The sequence below is a fragment of the Paucibacter sp. B51 genome (assembly GCF_027863535.1).
GTDB classification, from domain to species: Bacteria; Pseudomonadota; Gammaproteobacteria; order Burkholderiales; family Burkholderiaceae_C; genus Paucibacter_A; species Paucibacter_A aquatilis.
The window spans coordinates 120,851-136,753 of record NZ_JAPIVN010000001.1 but is presented as its reverse complement, the minus strand read 5'-3'; the positions used below and the strand labels follow the sequence as shown (position 1 = coordinate 136,753).

At 68.0% G+C, this 15,903-nt stretch carries 15 protein-coding genes; 5 read left to right on the top strand and 10 right to left on the bottom strand.

Annotation, left to right across the window (positions count from 1 at the left end; genetic code table 11):
• The first annotated feature begins 66 nt into the window (after positions 1-66).
• Complete coding sequence (locus OOB33_RS00510; protein ID WP_102769372.1) at positions 67-702, top strand: DNA-3-methyladenine glycosylase I; 636 nt, start codon at positions 67-69, stop codon at positions 700-702.
• Positions 703-1,403: 701 nt separating this feature from the next.
• Here OOB33_RS00510 and OOB33_RS00505 read toward each other — a convergent pair.
• The 3 genes from OOB33_RS00505 to OOB33_RS00495 all read right to left on the bottom strand — a co-directional run bounded on the left by OOB33_RS00505 (position 1,404) and on the right by OOB33_RS00495 (position 4,098).
• A complete protein-coding gene (locus tag OOB33_RS00505; protein ID WP_102769373.1) occupies positions 1,404-1,856 on the bottom strand; it encodes a fasciclin domain-containing protein in 453 nt (150 codons plus the stop codon).
• 51 nt (positions 1,857-1,907) lie between these two features.
• Positions 1,908-2,861 (bottom strand): fasciclin domain-containing protein, encoded by a 954-nt coding sequence (locus tag OOB33_RS00500; RefSeq protein ID WP_271007229.1) that lies wholly within the window; start codon positions 2,859-2,861, stop codon positions 1,908-1,910.
• A gap of 175 nt (positions 2,862-3,036) precedes the next feature.
• Entirely contained in the window at positions 3,037-4,098 is a 1,062-nt protein-coding gene (locus OOB33_RS00495) for a fasciclin domain-containing protein (protein ID WP_271007228.1), read from the bottom strand.
• Positions 4,099-4,335: 237 nt separating this feature from the next.
• Between OOB33_RS00495 and OOB33_RS00490 the strand changes: the two genes are divergently transcribed.
• The 4 genes from OOB33_RS00490 to OOB33_RS00475 all read left to right on the top strand — a co-directional run bounded on the left by OOB33_RS00490 (position 4,336) and on the right by OOB33_RS00475 (position 6,879).
• A complete protein-coding gene (locus OOB33_RS00490; protein WP_102769376.1) occupies positions 4,336-4,986 on the top strand; it encodes a TetR/AcrR family transcriptional regulator in 651 nt (216 codons plus the stop codon).
• A gap of 175 nt (positions 4,987-5,161) precedes the next feature.
• Positions 5,162-5,575 carry a VOC family protein gene (locus OOB33_RS00485; RefSeq protein WP_271007227.1) on the top strand — a complete coding sequence of 138 codons (414 nt, stop codon included), beginning with the start codon at positions 5,162-5,164 and terminating at the stop codon, positions 5,573-5,575.
• Positions 5,576-5,692: 117 nt separating this feature from the next.
• Positions 5,693-6,379, top strand: coding sequence for a ribulose-phosphate 3-epimerase (rpe, locus tag OOB33_RS00480; protein ID WP_171829064.1), 687 nt, complete (start codon positions 5,693-5,695; stop codon positions 6,377-6,379).
• A 5-nt stretch (positions 6,380-6,384) separates the two neighbouring features.
• Positions 6,385-6,879 (top strand): low molecular weight protein-tyrosine-phosphatase, encoded by a 495-nt coding sequence (locus tag OOB33_RS00475; RefSeq protein WP_271007226.1) that lies wholly within the window; start codon positions 6,385-6,387, stop codon positions 6,877-6,879.
• Positions 6,880-6,909: 30 nt separating this feature from the next.
• Here OOB33_RS00475 and OOB33_RS00470 read toward each other — a convergent pair whose 3' ends face one another.
• The 7 genes from OOB33_RS00470 to OOB33_RS00440 all read right to left on the bottom strand — a co-directional run bounded on the left by OOB33_RS00470 (position 6,910) and on the right by OOB33_RS00440 (position 15,723).
• Positions 6,910-7,344, bottom strand: a complete 435-nt coding sequence (locus OOB33_RS00470; RefSeq protein WP_171829063.1) for a response regulator — start codon at positions 7,342-7,344, stop codon at positions 6,910-6,912.
• A gap of 137 nt (positions 7,345-7,481) precedes the next feature.
• Positions 7,482-8,537: an alkene reductase gene (locus OOB33_RS00465; protein ID WP_271007225.1), complete on the bottom strand. Its 1,056-nt coding sequence runs from the start codon at positions 8,535-8,537 to the stop codon at positions 7,482-7,484.
• Positions 8,538-8,648: 111 nt separating this feature from the next.
• The gene (locus OOB33_RS00460) at positions 8,649-11,765 is read right to left on the bottom strand and encodes an efflux RND transporter permease subunit (protein WP_271007224.1); all 3,117 of its coding nucleotides are present in this window, start codon (positions 11,763-11,765) and stop codon (positions 8,649-8,651) included.
• 2 nt (positions 11,766-11,767) lie between these two features.
• Complete coding sequence (locus OOB33_RS00455) at positions 11,768-13,081, bottom strand: efflux RND transporter periplasmic adaptor subunit (protein ID WP_271007223.1); 1,314 nt, start codon at positions 13,079-13,081, stop codon at positions 11,768-11,770.
• 113 nt (positions 13,082-13,194) lie between these two features.
• A complete protein-coding gene (locus OOB33_RS00450; protein ID WP_271007222.1) occupies positions 13,195-14,145 on the bottom strand; it encodes a pseudouridine-5'-phosphate glycosidase in 951 nt (316 codons plus the stop codon).
• The gene (locus OOB33_RS00445; protein WP_271007221.1) at positions 14,142-15,272 is read right to left on the bottom strand and encodes a PfkB family carbohydrate kinase; all 1,131 of its coding nucleotides are present in this window, start codon (positions 15,270-15,272) and stop codon (positions 14,142-14,144) included. The genes OOB33_RS00450 and OOB33_RS00445 overlap by 4 nt, the downstream gene beginning before the upstream one ends.
• 118 nt (positions 15,273-15,390) lie before the next feature.
• Positions 15,391-15,723 (bottom strand): hypothetical protein, encoded by a 333-nt coding sequence (locus OOB33_RS00440; protein ID WP_271007220.1) that lies wholly within the window; start codon positions 15,721-15,723, stop codon positions 15,391-15,393.
• Positions 15,724-15,903 lie beyond the last annotated feature (180 nt).

Here is a 15,903-nt window from a genome sequence, read left to right as displayed (position 1 = left end):
TATGCTGCGACCCAAGCCCTTGTGTTCGGGCGGCCTTGGTCTTTTTGCCTCTTCTTCGCCACCGTCATGACCCCGCAACAAACCCTGTATCTGCCGGCCGATGGCTGGCCCCGCTGCCGCTGGTGCGCCGCTGCGCCCGGTGATGCCGTCTATCTGGAGTACCACGACAGCGAGTGGGGCTTTCCTGTGGCCGATGACCGCCGCCTGTTCGAGAAGCTCTGCCTGGAGGGCTTTCAGTCGGGCCTGTCCTGGCGCACCATCCTCAACAAGCGTGAGGCCTTTCGCGCCGCCTTTGCCAACTTCGAGATCGAGCGCATGGCCCGTTTCGGCCCGGCCGATGTCGAGCGTCTGTTGCAGGACGCCGGCATCGTGCGCCACCGCGGCAAGATTGAGGCGGTGATCCATAACGCCGCCCGCGCACGGGAGCTGGTGGCCGAGCAGGGCTCGCTCGCGCGCTACATCTGGGGCTTCGAGCCCAGCCACCACGCCGAGCCGGTGCCGGGCGAAATCGCCACCGAGTCCGACGCCTCGCGCGCCTTGTCCAAGGACTTGAAAAAGCGCGGCTGGAAGTTTGTCGGCCCGACCACCATGTACGCCTTCCTGCAATCCATGGGGCTGATCAACGACCATGCGCCGGGATGCATCACGCGCGAGAAGGTGGCGGCGGCGAGGGCGAAGTTTCGCTCGCCGGCGGGTGGATGAAAGCGGCACATTGCGGACTTCCGCTGTCTTGATTGATCTTTCTCGCTGCGGTGTCTCGTCCCGCCGCCGGGCTCATGGTTCGCGGGTCGTCTCTACGAGCCGACTCCCCTCGGTGCTCGCTGCGCGGCTCAGCGGCGCCAAACTCCCTCCGTTCGCTGCGCTCACTGTGGTCAAACAGTGGCGCCGAGTCAGCGCTTGAAGCGCGTGAGACCACGCGCCTGAGCCGCTCCGCTGCGCCCTCGGCCGCGCACAAATCGCCCGTCGGCGGGCCGAGCCACCTCCGGAGGTGGCGTGTTCCACCGTTGGTGAGGCAGATCGATCGCCATGCAAGCGCCCTGCAGCCCGTGCCGCTGCCGGGCGATTTGTGAGGGGCCGAGCAGCACAGCGCCTCGGGGCGCGCACGTACTCGTGCGCTTCAAGTTCTGACTTGGCGCTTCTGTCTGAACGAAGCGAACGGAGTGAGCGAAGTGAGTTATGCGCCAGCCCCGAGGCGCGAGCAGCGCAGGGAAGTCGGCCCGTCAGGGCCGACCCCGGAACCATGAGCCCGGTGGCGGCACGGGCTGCAGGGCCTTCCGAGCAAACCCAAGGGCTGCTTCGTGCCGCAACCAGCCTCACGTCAAAGCACAGCGCGCGAGCCAAGAAAACAAGAAGCCGCCAGGGTGCTCTCGCACCGCTGGCGGCTGGGCGGGCGAATTGCCCGCTTACTTGGGCATGATCACGCTGTCGATGACGTGGATCACGCCGTTGTCAGCGGCGATGTCGGTGGCGGTGACCTTGGCCTTGTCGACCGTGACGCCGCCCGTGGTGCCGATGGTCAGCTCACTGCCTTGCACGGTCTTGACCTTGCCGGCCTTGACGTCCTTGGCCATGACCTTGCCCGGCACGACGTGGTAGGTCAGCACGGCGGTCAGCTTGGCCTTGTCCTTCAGCAGCGCTTCCAGATCGGCCTTGGGCACCTTGGCGAACGCTTCGTCGGTCGGGGCGAAGACGGTGAAGGGGCCCTTGCCCTTGAGGGTGTCGACCAGACCGGCCGCTTGCAGGGCGGTGGCCAGGGTCTTGAAGTTGCCGGCGGCGACCGCGGTATCGACGATGTCCTTGGCTTGGGCAGACAGGGCGCTCAGGCTCAGGGCGGTGATGGCGATGAAGTGCTTCATGGTGTTGCCTTTGGTGGTGGGTGGGTGAACGAAAAGTGGAGAGTTGGGTGATCACTGCTTGGGCAGGATGACCTTGTCGAGCAGGTGAACGACGCCGTTGCTGGTCATCACGTCGGTGGCGGTGATGCGGGCTTTGCGGCCGTTGCGGTCGGTGATGTCGAGGTTGGCGTCCACCGTCAGGCTCTCGCCTTGCACGGTGTTGACGGCGGTACCGATGGGCACATCGGCCTTGAGCACGCGGCCCGAGAGCACGTGGTAGGTCAGCACTTTGGTGAGCAGCGGCTTGTTGGCCAGCAGTTCGGCCTTGGTGACGCCCAGCTCGGTCAGCAGCGCGGCGAAGGCCGCGTTGGTCGGCGCGAAGACGGTGAAGGGGCCGGTGCCGCTGAGGGTGGCGCCCAGGTCGGCGGCCACCACGGCTTCGACCAGGATGCTCAGATCGGGCGTGGCGATCGCCGTTTCCACCAGGTTCTTGTTGGCGGGCAGGATCACTTTGTCAATCACGTGGATCAGGCCGTTGCTGCCAGCCACATCGGTGGCGGTGATCTTGGCCTTGCGGTTGCGGCCGTCGGTGATCACCAGGTCACTGGCCACGGCATCGACCTTGAAGATGCCACCCTGCACGGTGGTGATCGCCTTGCCGGCCGGCACCGCGGCCTTGGCGACGCGGGCGGGCAGCACGTGGTAGGTGAGCACCGTCTTGAGCAGGTCCTTGTTGGCCAGCAACTGTTCCTTGGTGACGCCCAGCTCGGTCAGCAGGGCGGCGAAGGCGTCGTTGGTTGGCGCAAAGACGGTGAAGGGGCCGGGGCCCGACAAGGTGGTGGCCAGGTCGGCGGCGACCACCGCTTCGACCAGGATGCTGAAGCGCGCATCGGCCTTGGCCACGTCGACCAGGGTCGGTTCCGGCTTGGGTGGCGGTGCAGGGTCATCGCCGCCGCCGCAGGCGCTCAGCATCAGGGCGGCAGAGCCCAGCAGGATCCAAGGTTTCAGCCAATTGATGAGGGACATCGTCGTGCTCCTGACTTGAATTGAACAAAAGAGAAGTTGAGGAACGAGGGCAAGGCCCATGCGAGAGACAAGCAACAAGACAGGCAGGCTCGCGCCCACCCGGCCGCGCCTGGAGGGCGTGGCTGGAGAGAAAAGGAACAGTGAGAGGAGATGAACCGCGGCTGCGGTGCCGGCCTCAGTGCGCGTGGCTGCGCGGTGCGCAGGGCGGCGCTCGCCAGAGCGGCAGCGGGATCACCGTCAGCTCGTCGGCGGCAGCGTTCGCTTCGTGTTCGTCCTGCAGCGAGGGCGGGATCAGCAGCTGCTCCACCTGATGCAAGCGGCCGTTGCGGGCCAGTTGATCACTACCGGGCAGCAGCGGCTGGAGCTGTTCGCCTTCGCCCAGCAGGCCCAGCGCACTGAAACTCAAGGCCTCGCCAGCCGCGGTGCGCAACTGGCCGCCCCAGGGCAGATCGTTCACGGGGCAGTCACCCGGCAGCAGGTGTTGCAGCAAGACCTGGCGCAGCAGCGCCGGCTGGCGGGCCAGCTCGCGCTCGCGCAGGCCCAGCCGCGGGGCCAGGCGGGCCATGCCGGCGTTGCTGGGCGCCAGCACCGTGAAGGGGCCACTGCCGGCCAGCAGCGCGTCCAGGCCTGTGCTGCGCAGGGCGGCCAAGAAGTCCCGGTGCTCAGGGTTCTGGGCGAGCAGGTCCAGCAGGCCCTGCGTCGCTGGCTGCAGCACCCGGTCGATCACATGCAGATGGCGCTGCGGCCCGGTTTGGCGGCTGCTCAGCAGCTGGGCGCGGCGGCCGCGGGCGTCGAGCAGGGCGGGCGCGGCCAGGCTGTCGGCGGCGGGGGCCAGGCGCAGGGCGTGGGCGCCCAGGGTGTCCAGCGCCGCGCCGCGGTAGCTCCGCAGTGTTTGCGCCGTGCAGGGCTGGGGCAGCACATGACCGAGCAGCCAGCGGCGCAGGGCGGCGCGGTCTTCGCAGAACGCGGCCCAGCTGCTGCCGCTTTGCTCCAGCTCGGCCTCGAAGGCGGCGAAGGCGGCGTCTTCGGGCACCAGCAGGCTGAGCTGGCCCTGGGTGGCGGTCAGGTCCAGCGCGCGTTCCATGCCGGCCAGATGCACCGCGGCGCGCCAGCGCTCGAGGCGCGGCGCCTCGACCGGGGCCGACGGGCGCGGCGACACGCAGGCGCTGTCGCGGGGCAGCAGCTCGCTGCGTGCCATGCGTGCCAGGCGGGTGGGATCGATGAGCCAGTTCAACATGGGTGGATCTCCGTGGGCTGTCTTGGGCTCTTGGGTGGCCTTGACGATGGAATGGGCGAAGGTCTTGGCGAATGCGCTCGGTGCGAGCCTCGTGTTGCTAGGCAGCGCTGCACCGCTTGGGATGAAATGTGAACTGAGTAGTTCACAAAGTCAACTGTTGCGTTTAAAAAGTTACGAATTAGGGTGTTTGGAAACGGCGCTGTCGTTTCCGCGGCCGATGGCGCCTAGAATCGCGGCATGGCAAAAGTCTCTTTTCGCGAACAAGTGTTGCAAGTGCGTGAGGACGCCATCGTGGCCTCCGTCAATCGCTTGCTGGCCGAAAAAGGCTTTGACCTGATGACGGTGGACGAGGTGGTGGCCGATGTCGGCATCGCCAAAGCCAGCCTCTACAAGCACTTCTCGTCCAAGGAAGAACTGGCCGCCGCCGCCATGGTGCGCGTGCTGGATCTGGCCCTGGCCGAGGTGGAGCGCCTGCGCCAGCAGCCTGCGGCGCCCTTGGAACAGCTGCGCGCCGTGGCCCGCTGGACCATGCAAGTGCAGCTGGCGGGCGAGATGCCCTCGCTGCCCTCGCAGAACTCGACGTTGCGCGCCGCCCTGGTGGCGCACAAGGGTTATATGGACCGGCTGCTGCGCCTGTCTGACCTGCTGGGCGAGTGGATCGAAGCCGGCCAGGCCGACGGCAGTCTGCGCGCCGAGCTGCCGCCCGAGGTGCTGCTCTACACCTTGTTTGCTCGCGCCTGCGACCCAGTGCTGGGCCTGCTCAAGGCCGCCGGCCAGTACAGCGACGCGCAGATCATCGACATCCTGCTGCTCAGCTGCTTCGGCGGCCTGTCCACCGGGCAGGAAGCGCAAGCGGCTGCCGCCACCAAGCGGGTTCGCAAGGCCTGAGCGATTGCAGGGGGGAGCCCGGCTCGCCGGCCCCGTGACCGGGGCGGCAATCGCCCTGAAGTCCATGGCACAGGCCCTTAGGCCCATTGCTGGATGTGCTGTATGAATATACAGTATCTAGTACCCGGCTGATGCGCAGCCAGGCCCCCCCAAACCCTTTGCCAGGAGCCAAGCCATGCTGGACCACATGACCTTCCGCGTGCGTGACATCGCCCAAGCCAAAGCCTTTTACGCCGCCGCGCTGGCGCCGCTGGGCTACACCCTGGCGCTGGAGGGCAATTTCGGCGCCAACATCGTCGGCTTCGGCCATCCGGATCCCAGCGAGCCCGAGGGCAAGCGCACCGATGTCTGGTTCATCGACGGCCCGTCGCCCTACGGTGGCCCGGAGGCGACCATGGGCTGCCACCTTTGCTGGCGCGCCGCCAGCCGTGCCGAGGTCGATGCCTTCTACGCCGCCGCCATCGCCGCCGGTGGCCGCGACAACGGCGCGCCGGGCCTGCGCCCGCATTACCACCCGAACTACTACGGGGCCTTCGTCATCGACCCCGAGGGCAACAATATCGAGGCGGTCTGCCACCGCCCCGAGTGAGGCGGTGGGCCAGGCGCGTCAGCGTGCTGTCCGGGGCTGAAACCGGCCCAGGCGCCGGGGGCTTCTAAAATCCCCGCTCATCCGCCCCACCGAGCGCCCGCGCGCCAGCAGCCAGCCATGAGCACCCCCCAATACCGCATCGCCCCGAGCATCCTGTCCGCCGATTTCGCCCGCCTGGGCGAGGAGGTCCGCCATGTGCTGGCCGCCGGCGCCGACTGGATCCACTTCGACGTGATGGACAACCATTACGTGCCCAATCTGACCTTCGGGCCCATGGTCTGCGAGGCGCTGCGCAAGCATTCGGTCAAGCCCGATGGCACGCCCGCGCCCATCGATGTGCACCTGATGGTCGAGCCGGTCGATGCCCTGGCCGTGGCCTTTGCCAAGGCCGGCGCCGATCTGGTGAGCTTCCACCCCGATGCCTCCAAGCATGTGGACCGTACCCTGCAGCTGATCAAGGCCGAGGGCAAGCAGGCCGGTCTGGTCTTCAACCCGGCCGAGCCGCTGGATGTGCTGGAGTGGGTGATCGACAAGGTCGACCTGATCCTGATCATGAGCGTCAACCCCGGCTTCGGTGGCCAGAGCTTCATCCCCAGTGCGCTCAAAAAGTTGGAGGCTGCGCGCAAGATCATCGACAAGAGCGGCCGTGACATCCGCCTGGAGATCGATGGCGGCGTCAAGGTCGACAACATCCGCCAAATCGCCGATGCCGGGGCCGACACCTTTGTCGCCGGCTCGGCCATCTTCGGCAAGCCCGACTACAAGGCCGTGATCGACGCCATGCGCGCCGAACTCGCGCGCTGATCGCCGTGTCCGCCGTTCTCTTCGTCTGCACAGCCAATCTGTGCCGCTCGCCCATGGCCGAGGCGCTGCTGAAGGCCCGCCGGGCCGGCTTTGGCCCGGGCGGCGAGGCGGCGTTTGCCGATGTGGCCTCGGCCGGCGTGCATGCCGGCTCGCGCGGCGAGCCGGCCGACAAGCGGGCGATCGCAGCGCTGGAGCGCGTGCGCCTGGGGATCGACAAAAAGTGGCGCACGCGCCGGATTCGGGCCGAGGATTTCCAGCGTTATGAGCTGATCCTGGCAATGGAAAACGACCATCTGGTGGCCCTGCGCAAGCAATGCCCGCCCGAGCTGCAGCACCGCCTGCATCTGTTCATGGACCTGGTGCCCGGCATGGCCGGCCAGGACGTGCCCGACCCTTACTTTGGCCCGGCCAGCGGTTTTGATCAGGTGTTGATGCTGCTGGAGCGTGGCCTGGTGACCTTGGGTCAGGCCTGGCGCAAAGGGGCGCTGCCGCGCGCCTGAGCAGGCGGCCGGCCGAGTCGGGCCTGCAACTTACTCGACCATGACGTGGCGGTTCTTCAGGACCAGATGAATCTTGTCGCCGATGGTGTCCTTGTTGAAAGGCTTGACCACATAGCCGCTGGCGCCCAGCTGGGCGGCGCGGATGATGTCTTCCTTGCGGCCCTCGGCCGTGACCAGCAGCACCGGCACCTGGCGCAGCACGGAACCTTCGGGCTTCTGGCGCAGGGCTTCCAGCAGCTGGAAGCCGTTCATCACCGGCATATTGATGTCGCTGAGCACAAAGTGCACCGGCTCGCCCGATTCGGCCGCCAGCTCCAGGGTGCGCAGCGCGACCTGGCCGTCCTCGGCCTCCAGGATCTTGCGAAAGCCCAGCTCGCGCAGCAGGCCCGAGATGATGCGGCGCATGGTCGAGAAATCGTCCACCACCAGAAAACAGAAATCGTCGCGTTTGATCGTCGTGACCATGCCGGGGCATCCTTCATCGTGTCTCCTCATCCTACCCAGTGACACGCAGGCGCGCCCCCAAACACAGCGGGCAGCCCGAAGGCTGCCCGCAAATGTGTGGAGTTTGGCTCAGCTCAGCGCGAGCGCCGGAGCCTCACTCAGAGCGTCGGGTAGTCCGTGTAGCCCTTGGCGCCCGGGGTGTAGAAGGTGCTGGGGTCCGGTGCATTGAGGGCGGCGCCGGCCTTGAGGCGGGCCGGCAGGTCCGGGTTGGCCAGGAAGCTGGTGCCGAAGGCGACCGCATCCAGCTGGCCCGCCTCGATGGCCTGGCTCGCTTCTTCACCGCTGTAGCCCATATTTCCGATCAGCACGCCCTGGTACTTGGCGCGGGCCACGGGCATCACATCGGCTTTCTGCACCTGGAAGAAGTCGGCGCGCATCACGTGCAGGTATGCCAGCTTGTAGGCGCTGACCTTCTCGGCCAGGAAGCCGATCCAGCCTACGGGATCGCTGTCGACCATGCTGTTGTAGCTGTTCAGCGGCGACAGGCGCAGGCCCACGCGATCAGCGCCGATGGCGGCCGTCACGGCATCCAGCACCTCGAACAGGAAGCGGGCGCGGTTCTCCAGCGAGCCGCCGTAGGCGTCGCTGCGCTTGTTGACGCCGTCGCGCAGGAACTGGTCGATCAGGTAGCCGTTGGCACCGTGCACCTCGACGCCGTCAAAGCCGGCGGCGATGGCATTGCGTGCGCCCTGGGCATAGGCCTCGACCAGGGCCGGGATCTCGTCGGCGCGCAGCTCGCGCGGCTGGGCGTTGGGCTCCTTGCCATTGGGGGTGTGCACCTCGCCGTCGATGGCGACCGAGCCGGAAGACACCGGGGTCGTGCCTTCGTTCATGGCCGGGTGGGCGGCCCGGCCAGCGTGCCAGATCTGCATGAAGATGCGGCCGCCTTTGGCGTGCACGGCGGCGGTGACCTGCTTCCAGGCTTCGATCTGCTCGGCGCTGTAGATGCCGGGCTCATTGATGAAGGCCGAGGTGTTGGGGGCCACCATGGTGCATTCGGTGATCAGGAGGCCACCGCTGGCGCGCTGGGCGTAGTACTCGGCCATCAGCGCATTGGGCATGTGGCCGGCGTCGGCGCGGGTGCGCGTCAGCGGGGCCAGCAGGATGCGGTTGGGCAGGGTCAGGGCGCCGACTTGGAGGGGAGAGAAAAGCATGGCTGTGTTCAGTGGGTTGGCGCTGCGCCGGGCAGCAAGTGCGAGAAGTTAGCACCGCAGCAAAAAACCTGCAGCAGCGCGCGCGCCGAATTTGCGCTAGCGCAAACGGCTTCAGCTCGGCTGGGCATGGGGGGCTGCAGCGCTGTCCTCGATGACCCGGGTGTCCGGGCCCTTGCCGCTGAAACGGTCCAGGGCCAGGTAGATCACCGGGGTGATGTAGAGCGTCACCGCCTGCGACAGGATCAGGCCGCCGACCACGGCCAGGCCCAGGGGCTGGCGCAGCTCGGCGCCGGCGCCCAGGCCCAGGGCGATGGGCAGGGCGCCCATCAAGGCGGCCAGGGTGGTCATCATGATGGGGCGGAAACGCAGGATGCAGGCCTCGCGGATGGCCTGGGCCGGGCTCATGCCGCCGTGGCGCTGCGCCTCCAGCGCGAAGTCGATCATCATGATGGCGTTCTTCTTGACGATGCCGATCAGCATCAGGATGCCGATGGTGGCGATCAGCGTCAGGTCCATGCCGAACAGCTCCAGCGTGATCAGCGCGCCCACGGCCGCCGAGGGCAGGCCGGCCAGGATGGTGATGGGGTGGATGTAGCTCTCGTAGAGCACGCCCAGCAGCACATAGATCACCGCAATCGCCAGGCCGATCAGCAGCAGCTGCCCACCTTGCGAATCCTGGAACACCGCGGCATCACCGCCGTAGCTGGTGATGATGCTGGCCGGCAGCTGGATCTCCTTGACATAGCCATCCAGCTTGGCCGTGGCATTGCCCAGGGGCACATCGGGCGCCAGATTGAAGGACAGGGTGATGGCTTGCAGCTGCCCCTGGTGGTTGACCGAGGTGGGCCCCAGGCCGCGCTGCACGCTGGCAAAGGCCGTCAGCGGCACCAAGGCGCCGCCCTTGCCGCGCAGATAGATCTTGCCAAAGGCCTCTTCGTTCAGGCGCTCGCTGTCGGCTGCCTCCATGATGACCTGGAAGGTGTTGCTCTCGGCATAGATGCTGCTGACCTGGCGCTCGCCGAAGGCGGCGTAGAGCGCGCTGCGCAGGTCCTGCATCTGCACGCCCAGCAGGGCGGCGCGTTCGCGGTCGATGATGAGATTGGCCTGCAGGCCGCGCAGCTGGGAATCGCTGGTCACATCGCGGAACATGGGGTCGCCGCGCAGCTTCTCCTGCAGCTTGCTGGCCCAGCTGTTCAGCTCACCCGTCGCCACCGATTGCAAGCTGAACTGGTAGCGGCTCTTGCTTTGCCGCCCGCCCAGCTGCAGGTTCTGCACCGGGCGCAGGTAGACGGCCAGGCCGGGCACGGCGCGCAGCTTCTTGCGCAGGCCCTCGACCACCTCTTTCATCGGCGGGCGCTCGCCGCGTGCTTTCAAGTTGATGAACATGCGGCCGGTGTTGACCGCATTGCCGCCGCCACCGCCGGCGCCCAGCGCCGCCGAGACGCTGGCCACGGCCGGGTCCTTGCGCACGATCTCGGCGGCCTGCTCCTGCAGCACCTGCATGGCGTTGAAGGAGATGTCCTCGGAGGCCTCGGTGCTGGCCTGGATCTGGCCGATGTCTTCCTCGGGGAAAAAGCCTTTGGGAATGCGGTCGTACAGCCAGGCGCTGGCGGCAAAGCTCAGCAGGGCCACGCCCAGCACCCAGCGGCGGTGGCGCAGGGCGGCGTCCAGGCTGCGGGTGTAGGCGCCCAGCACGGCCTTGAAGCCGCGCTCGAACAGGCGGCCGAAGCGACCTTCCTCCTGCGGCTCGTGGTAGCGCAGAAAGCGGCTGCAGAGCATGGGCACCAGGCTCAGCGAGACCACGGCCGACACCAGGATGGACAGGCTGACCACCACCGCGAACTCGTGGAAGAGAAGGCCGATCACGCCGGGCATGAAGAAGATGGGGATCAGCACCGCCACCAGCGAGATCGAGATCGAGACGATGGTAAAGGCCATCTCGCGCGCGCCGCGCACGGCGGCCGCAAACGGCTCCATGCCGTCCTCGACATGGCGGACGATGTTCTCCAGCATGACGATGGCGTCGTCAACCACCAGACCCACGGCCAGGGTGATGCCCAGCAACGAGATGTTGTTCAGGCTGTAGCCCAGGGCGTAGAGCAGGGTCAGGGCGCCGATCAGCGAGATCGGCAGCGACAGGGTCGGGATCAGCGTCGCCACCGCCTTGCGCAGAAAGATGAAGATCACCATCACCACCAGGGCCACGGTCAGGGCCAGGGTGAAGTAGACATCGTGCAGCGATTCGCGCACCGAGAGCGAGCGGTCGTTCAGCGTGCTCATCTGCACCGAGGCCGGCAGCTGGGCCTGGAAGCGCGGCAGCATGGCCTTGACCGCATCGACCACCTTGACGGTGTTGGCATCGGGCTGGCGCTGCACGGCCAGGGTGATGGAGCGCTCGCCGTTGAAGCTGGCGAAGGATTTGACCGTTTCGAAGCTGTCCTGCACCTCGGCCACATCACGCAGAAAGATCGGTGCGCCGTTGCGGCTGGCGACGACGATGGCGCCGAACTCGCGCGCATTCTTGAGCTGCTTGTTGGCCTGGATGGTCAGGGTCTGGCGCGTGCCGTCGAGCACGCCCACCGGGGTGTTGGCATTGGCGCCGCGGATCGCGGTCTGCAGCTCTTCCAGCGTCAGGTTGCGCTGCTGCAGCAGCTCGGGCTTGACCTTGATGCGCACCGCATAGCGCTTCTGTCCAAAGATGGAGACTTGCGCCACGCCGTCCAGCGTGGATAGGGCCGGGGTGATCAGGTTCTCGGCAAAATCGTTCAGCTCGGACAGGTTGATCGAGGGCGAGGTCAGCGCCACCAGCAGCACCGGCGCATCGGCCGGGTTGACCTTGCGGTAGCTGGGCGGCGAGCTCATCTCGGTGGGCAGGGCGCGCAGCGAGCGGAACAGCGCCGCCTGCACATCCACCGCGGCCGCATCGATATTGCGCGAGGGGTCGAACTCCAGGGTCAGCGAGGTCGAGCCCAGGATGCTGCTGGAGGAGATCGCGCTCAGGCCCGCGATGGTGGAGAACTGTTTCTCCAGTGGCAGGGCCACCGAGGAGGCCATGGTCTCGGGCGAGGCGCCGGGCAGGCTGGCCTGCACATTGATGACGGGTGTGTTGTAGGAGGGCAGGGCGGCCACTGGGATCTTGCTCCAGGCCGCCAGGCCGGCGATCACCAGGGCGAGATTGAGCAGCACGGTCATGACCGGCCGGCGGATGAAGGCTTCCGTCAGGCGCATGCTCAGGCTCCGGCGGCGGATGCACTGGACGCAGCGGAGGCCGCAGAAGCCGCCGCCCCGCGTTTGCCGCCTCCACTCTGGGCCGGGTTCAGCTGGGCCGGCTGGGTCTTGAGCGGCGTGCCGGGGCGCAGGTTTTGCTTGCCTTCCACCACCACGCTGTCGCCGGCCTTCAGTCCTTCGACCACCACCCAGTCACCGAAGGGGTAGCGGGTCTGCACCGGGCGCATCTCGGCGCTCTTGTCGGCGCCCACCACGTAGACGGAGCGCTCGTTGCCGCGCTGGATGATGGCCGCCTGCGGCACCACCACCGCGTCCTTGATCGTGCGCAGCGTCATGCGGATGCGCACGTACTGGCCGGGCCAGAGCGTCTGCTGGCTGTTGTCGAACTCGGCCCGCACCTTGATCGTGCCCGTCGTGCTGTCGACGAGGTTGTCGACAAAGCCGAGCTTGCCCTTCAGGGGCTGTTCCTTGGCCGCTTGATCACTGCCCCCGCGGGCGCCGGGCATCAGCAGCTGGGCATCCAGTGCGGGCGGGTTCTTCTCGCCCGGCGCCGCGCGCGTGGCCGCCAGCAGCGAGGCCAGCTGGGTTTCCGGCAGATTGAAGCTCACGCCGATGGGGTTCATCTGCACGATGCTGAGCAGGGGTGTGGCCGCCGCGCTGCCGCCTTGCACCAGGCTGCCGGGGTTGACGCTGATCAGGCCGACGCGGCCGTCCATGGGCGCGCGCAGCTCGTTGTAGCCCAGGCTCAATTCAGCCGTTCTCAGCGCGGCCTCGTCGGCCTGCACGGCGGCGCGTTGCGCTTCCATCGCGGCCTGGCTGCTGTCCAGGGCGCTGGGGGCGATGAAGTTCTGGGCGCGCAGCTCTTGCGCGCGCTTGTACTGGCGCTCGGCATCGGCCAGGCTGGCGCGGTCGCGGGCCAGCTGGGCGCGGGCGCGCTCGACATTGGCCCGGTCCGGCCGGTCGTCGAAGCGGAACAAGACCTGACCCCGGCGCACCGTGTCGCCGTCCTTGATCAGCACCTCGCGCACCACGCTGCTGGTCTGGGCGCGCAGATCCACGGTCTTGAGCGAGGCCACGGTGCCGCTGGCTTCCACCGTTACCGGCACGTCCTGCAGGCGGGCGGCCATGACGCCCACGGTTTGCGGCGGGCTCTTGCTGCTGGAGCTGCCGGCTGCGCCGCTGGCCGCGGAAGCGGGGTTGGCAGGCGCCGCGCTGTCGACGCCTGGGTTTGATTTCTTGTGCTGCTGGAGGTACCAGCCGCCGCCGGCCAGGCTCAGCAGGACGACGGTGCTCAGGGCGATGGGCTTGAGGCGCATTTCTTGTTCGCTTTCGGCGCAGGCACCCAGGCAGGGTGCGCTGTGGGAGGGGTGCCGAAGCTTAAGCGATCAAGAAATGGCCTGTATTGCTGCTCCGTGAACGGGCCTGGGCTTCAGGCCAGGGCTTGCATGGCGCGGGCGAGCTGCGCACCGACACGGGCGTTGTTCTTCACCAGGGCGATGTTGGTGGCCAGGCTGCGGCCTTCGGTCAGGGCTTTGATGCGCGCCAGCAAGAAGGGCGTGACGGCCTTGCCCGTGATGCCTTGCGCCTCGGCCTCCTGCAGGGCTTGGGCGGTGATGGCGTCGATTTCCTCGCGCGGCATGGCTTCGGCCGCTGGCACCGGGTTGCTCACGACCACGCCGCCGCGCAGGCCCAGCGCCCATTTGCAGCGCAGAAAGCGGGCCTGCTCGGCGGCGCTGTCGAGGCGGAAGTCGGCCTTGAAGCCGCTGTCCGGCGTGTAGAAGGCGGCGAAATTGTCCTGGCCCACGCTGAGCACGGGCACGCCGTGGGTTTCCAGGTATTCCAGGGTCAGGCCGATGTCCAGAATGCTCTTGGCGCCGGCGCAGACCACGGCCACCGAGGTCTGCGCCAGCTCCTGCAGATCGGCCGAGATGTCGAAGCTGGTCTCGGCGCCGCGGTGCACGCCGCCGATGCCGCCGGTCACGAAGACCTCGATGCCGGCCAGCTCGGCGCAGATCATGGTGGCCGCCACGGTGGTGGCGCCGATGCGGCCGCTGGCCAGCACAAAGGGCAGGTCGCGGCGGCTGACCTTCATCGCCTCGGGCGAGCGACCCAGCAGCTCCAGCTCGGCGTCCGAGAGGCCGATGCGGATCTTGCCGTCCAGGATGGCGATGGTGGCCGGCACGGCGCCCTCGGCGCGGATGAGGGCCTCCACCTCGCGCGCGGTCTGCACGTTCTGCGGGTAGGGCATGCCGTGCGAAATGATGGTGGACTCCAGGGCCACCACGGGCTGGCCGGCGGCGCGCGCGGCGGCCACTTCGGCGGAGAAGACCAGGAAATCGGCGGAGGGGGTGGTGCGGGCGGTACGGGAGGAGGGGTTCATGCGTGTGGCTTCGTGAAGTCTTCTGGCTCTTGCAGCAGCGCGGGGCTGAGCTCGGGGTGAACGGTGTGGGGGCTTTGCACGGTCAAGGCCGCCAGGCGCAGGCCCAGGCGGCAGGCGCTGGCCAGGCTGGCTTCGGCCTGCAGCAGGCCGGCGCAGACGCCGGCGGCCAGGGCATCACCGGCGCCGGTGACATCGCAGACCGGCACGGCCGGGGCGCGCAGATGCTGCGGGGCCTGGCCGGCCTCGCTGCAGATCAAGCCGGCCTCGCCCAGGCTCAGCACCAGCTGGGGCAGGCCACGGGCATGGAGCTCGGCCAGGGCCGGGGCCAGGGCGGGCAGGGGCTGCTGCGGGTCGTGGGCGGGCAGGGCGTGGCCGAGCAGGGCCGCCAGCTCGCCGCGGTTCAGCAGCAAGGTCGTCAAGCCCTGCAGCTGGGCCGGCAGGTGGCGCATCTTGGCCTCGGAGACCGCCACGGCCAGCAGGCGCCGGCCCGGGTTCTCTTGCGCCTCGCGCAGCAGCAGGGCGATGCTATCGGCCGGCAGATTGAGGTCCAGCACGATCATCCGCGCTTGCTGGCGCTGGGCGCAGCTGCGGCGCAGAAACTCCGGGTCCAGGCGCTCGGCCAGGGGCATGGCGGCCAAGGCCAGCTGCATCTCGCCGGCTGCATCGAGCACGGCGGTGTAGCTGCCCGTCGGTGCGTCCGCCGCGCGCAGCGTGCCCTGGGTGGACATGCCCACCGCCGTCGCTTGCGCCAGCAAGGCCTGGCCAGCGGCGTCCTCGCCCACGGCGGTGATCAGCTGGGTGGGCAGGCCCAGGCGGGCCAGGTTCTCGGCCACATTGCGCGCCACGCCGCCCAGGCTTTCGCTCATCACGGCCGGGTTGGAGCTGCCCATCTGCAGCGCGCCCAGGGTGCGCAGCTTGCGGTCGATGTTGGCGCCACCGATGCACAGGACCGGCGCCTGCTGCGGCAGCACATAGGCCCGGCCGAGGATGCGGCCCTCGCGCGTCAGCGCCGCGATATGCCCGGCCACGGCCGAGCGTGACAGGCCCAGGCGCTCGGCCAGCGCCTGCTGGCCGATGAAGGGGTCTTGCTGCAGCAATGCCAGCAGCAGCTTTTTTTTGCTGTCCATGCGAGCATTCTAGACAATTGTCGAGAATGCAAACTATTGTCTTGATGGCGGCAGGGTGGGACTCAGGCCCATCGAACCACGCGGCACTCTGCCCAGCTTGAGCCGGGCCGGCGGACGCTCAGTTGGAGCACACCCGTTCGCCGTTGCTGCGGGTGATGCAGATTTCACCCGGGCGCTTTTTCTCCTGGCCGCGGTCGCGGTCTTCGTTTTGCTGGCGCACCTGCTGGGCCTGCCGCTCGGTGGACCGCACTCGTTCCAGGCAGGCGCTGCGCTCGCTGCTGGGCAGCAGGCTCTGGCAGCGTTCCCGCTCCTGTTCCAGCCGGGTGTCGTAGGCCAGCTCACCGATGGCCACACAGGCGCTGAGCGGCATGAGGCACAGGGCCAGGATCAGGCGCGGCAGCGCGGACGGCGTCGTGAGGCGGGGCGCAGTTGTGGGTGCGGGTGTGAACATGGCAGGCGTGTCAGGGCAGGGCAGCGTCGGGTCAGCAAACAGGACGTCGACCAGTCTGCCAGCGATGCGGCATCGGACCCTGGGTTACGTAAGGAGTGCCGCGGGATGCACCTGCGGGTCCGTCATGCCAGCGAGTGTGCTCCCGCCATCGCGCAGCGAGGGGCGGGTGTGCCGCCGGGC

Bases quoted from the DNA above. Each gene is read 5' to 3' on its own strand.
- OOB33_RS00490 (WP_102769376.1), top strand. From the start codon at position 4,336: ATGGCAAAAGTCTCTTTTCGCGAACAAGTGTTGCAAGTGCGTGAGGAC.
- OOB33_RS00505 (WP_102769373.1), bottom strand. From the start codon at position 1,856: ATGAAGCACTTCATCGCCATCACCGCCCTGAGCCTGAGCGCCCTGTCT.
- OOB33_RS00450 (WP_271007222.1), bottom strand. From the start codon at position 14,145: ATGAACCCCTCCTCCCGTACCGCCCGCACCACCCCCTCCGCCGATTTC.
- OOB33_RS00460 (WP_271007224.1), bottom strand. From the start codon at position 11,765: ATGCGCCTGACGGAAGCCTTCATCCGCCGGCCGGTCATGACCGTGCTG.
- OOB33_RS00445 (WP_271007221.1), bottom strand. From the start codon at position 15,272: ATGGACAGCAAAAAAAAGCTGCTGCTGGCATTGCTGCAGCAAGACCCC.
- OOB33_RS00500 (WP_271007229.1), bottom strand. From the start codon at position 2,861: ATGTCCCTCATCAATTGGCTGAAACCTTGGATCCTGCTGGGCTCTGCC.
- OOB33_RS00510 (WP_102769372.1), top strand. From the start codon at position 67: ATGACCCCGCAACAAACCCTGTATCTGCCGGCCGATGGCTGGCCCCGC.
- rpe (WP_171829064.1), top strand. From the start codon at position 5,693: ATGAGCACCCCCCAATACCGCATCGCCCCGAGCATCCTGTCCGCCGAT.
- OOB33_RS00455 (WP_271007223.1), bottom strand. From the start codon at position 13,081: ATGCGCCTCAAGCCCATCGCCCTGAGCACCGTCGTCCTGCTGAGCCTG.
- OOB33_RS00495 (WP_271007228.1), bottom strand. From the start codon at position 4,098: ATGTTGAACTGGCTCATCGATCCCACCCGCCTGGCACGCATGGCACGC.
- OOB33_RS00470 (WP_171829063.1), bottom strand. From the start codon at position 7,344: ATGGTCACGACGATCAAACGCGACGATTTCTGTTTTCTGGTGGTGGAC.
- OOB33_RS00465 (WP_271007225.1), bottom strand. From the start codon at position 8,537: ATGCTTTTCTCTCCCCTCCAAGTCGGCGCCCTGACCCTGCCCAACCGC.
- OOB33_RS00440 (WP_271007220.1), bottom strand. From the start codon at position 15,723: ATGTTCACACCCGCACCCACAACTGCGCCCCGCCTCACGACGCCGTCC.
- OOB33_RS00485 (WP_271007227.1), top strand. From the start codon at position 5,162: ATGCTGGACCACATGACCTTCCGCGTGCGTGACATCGCCCAAGCCAAA.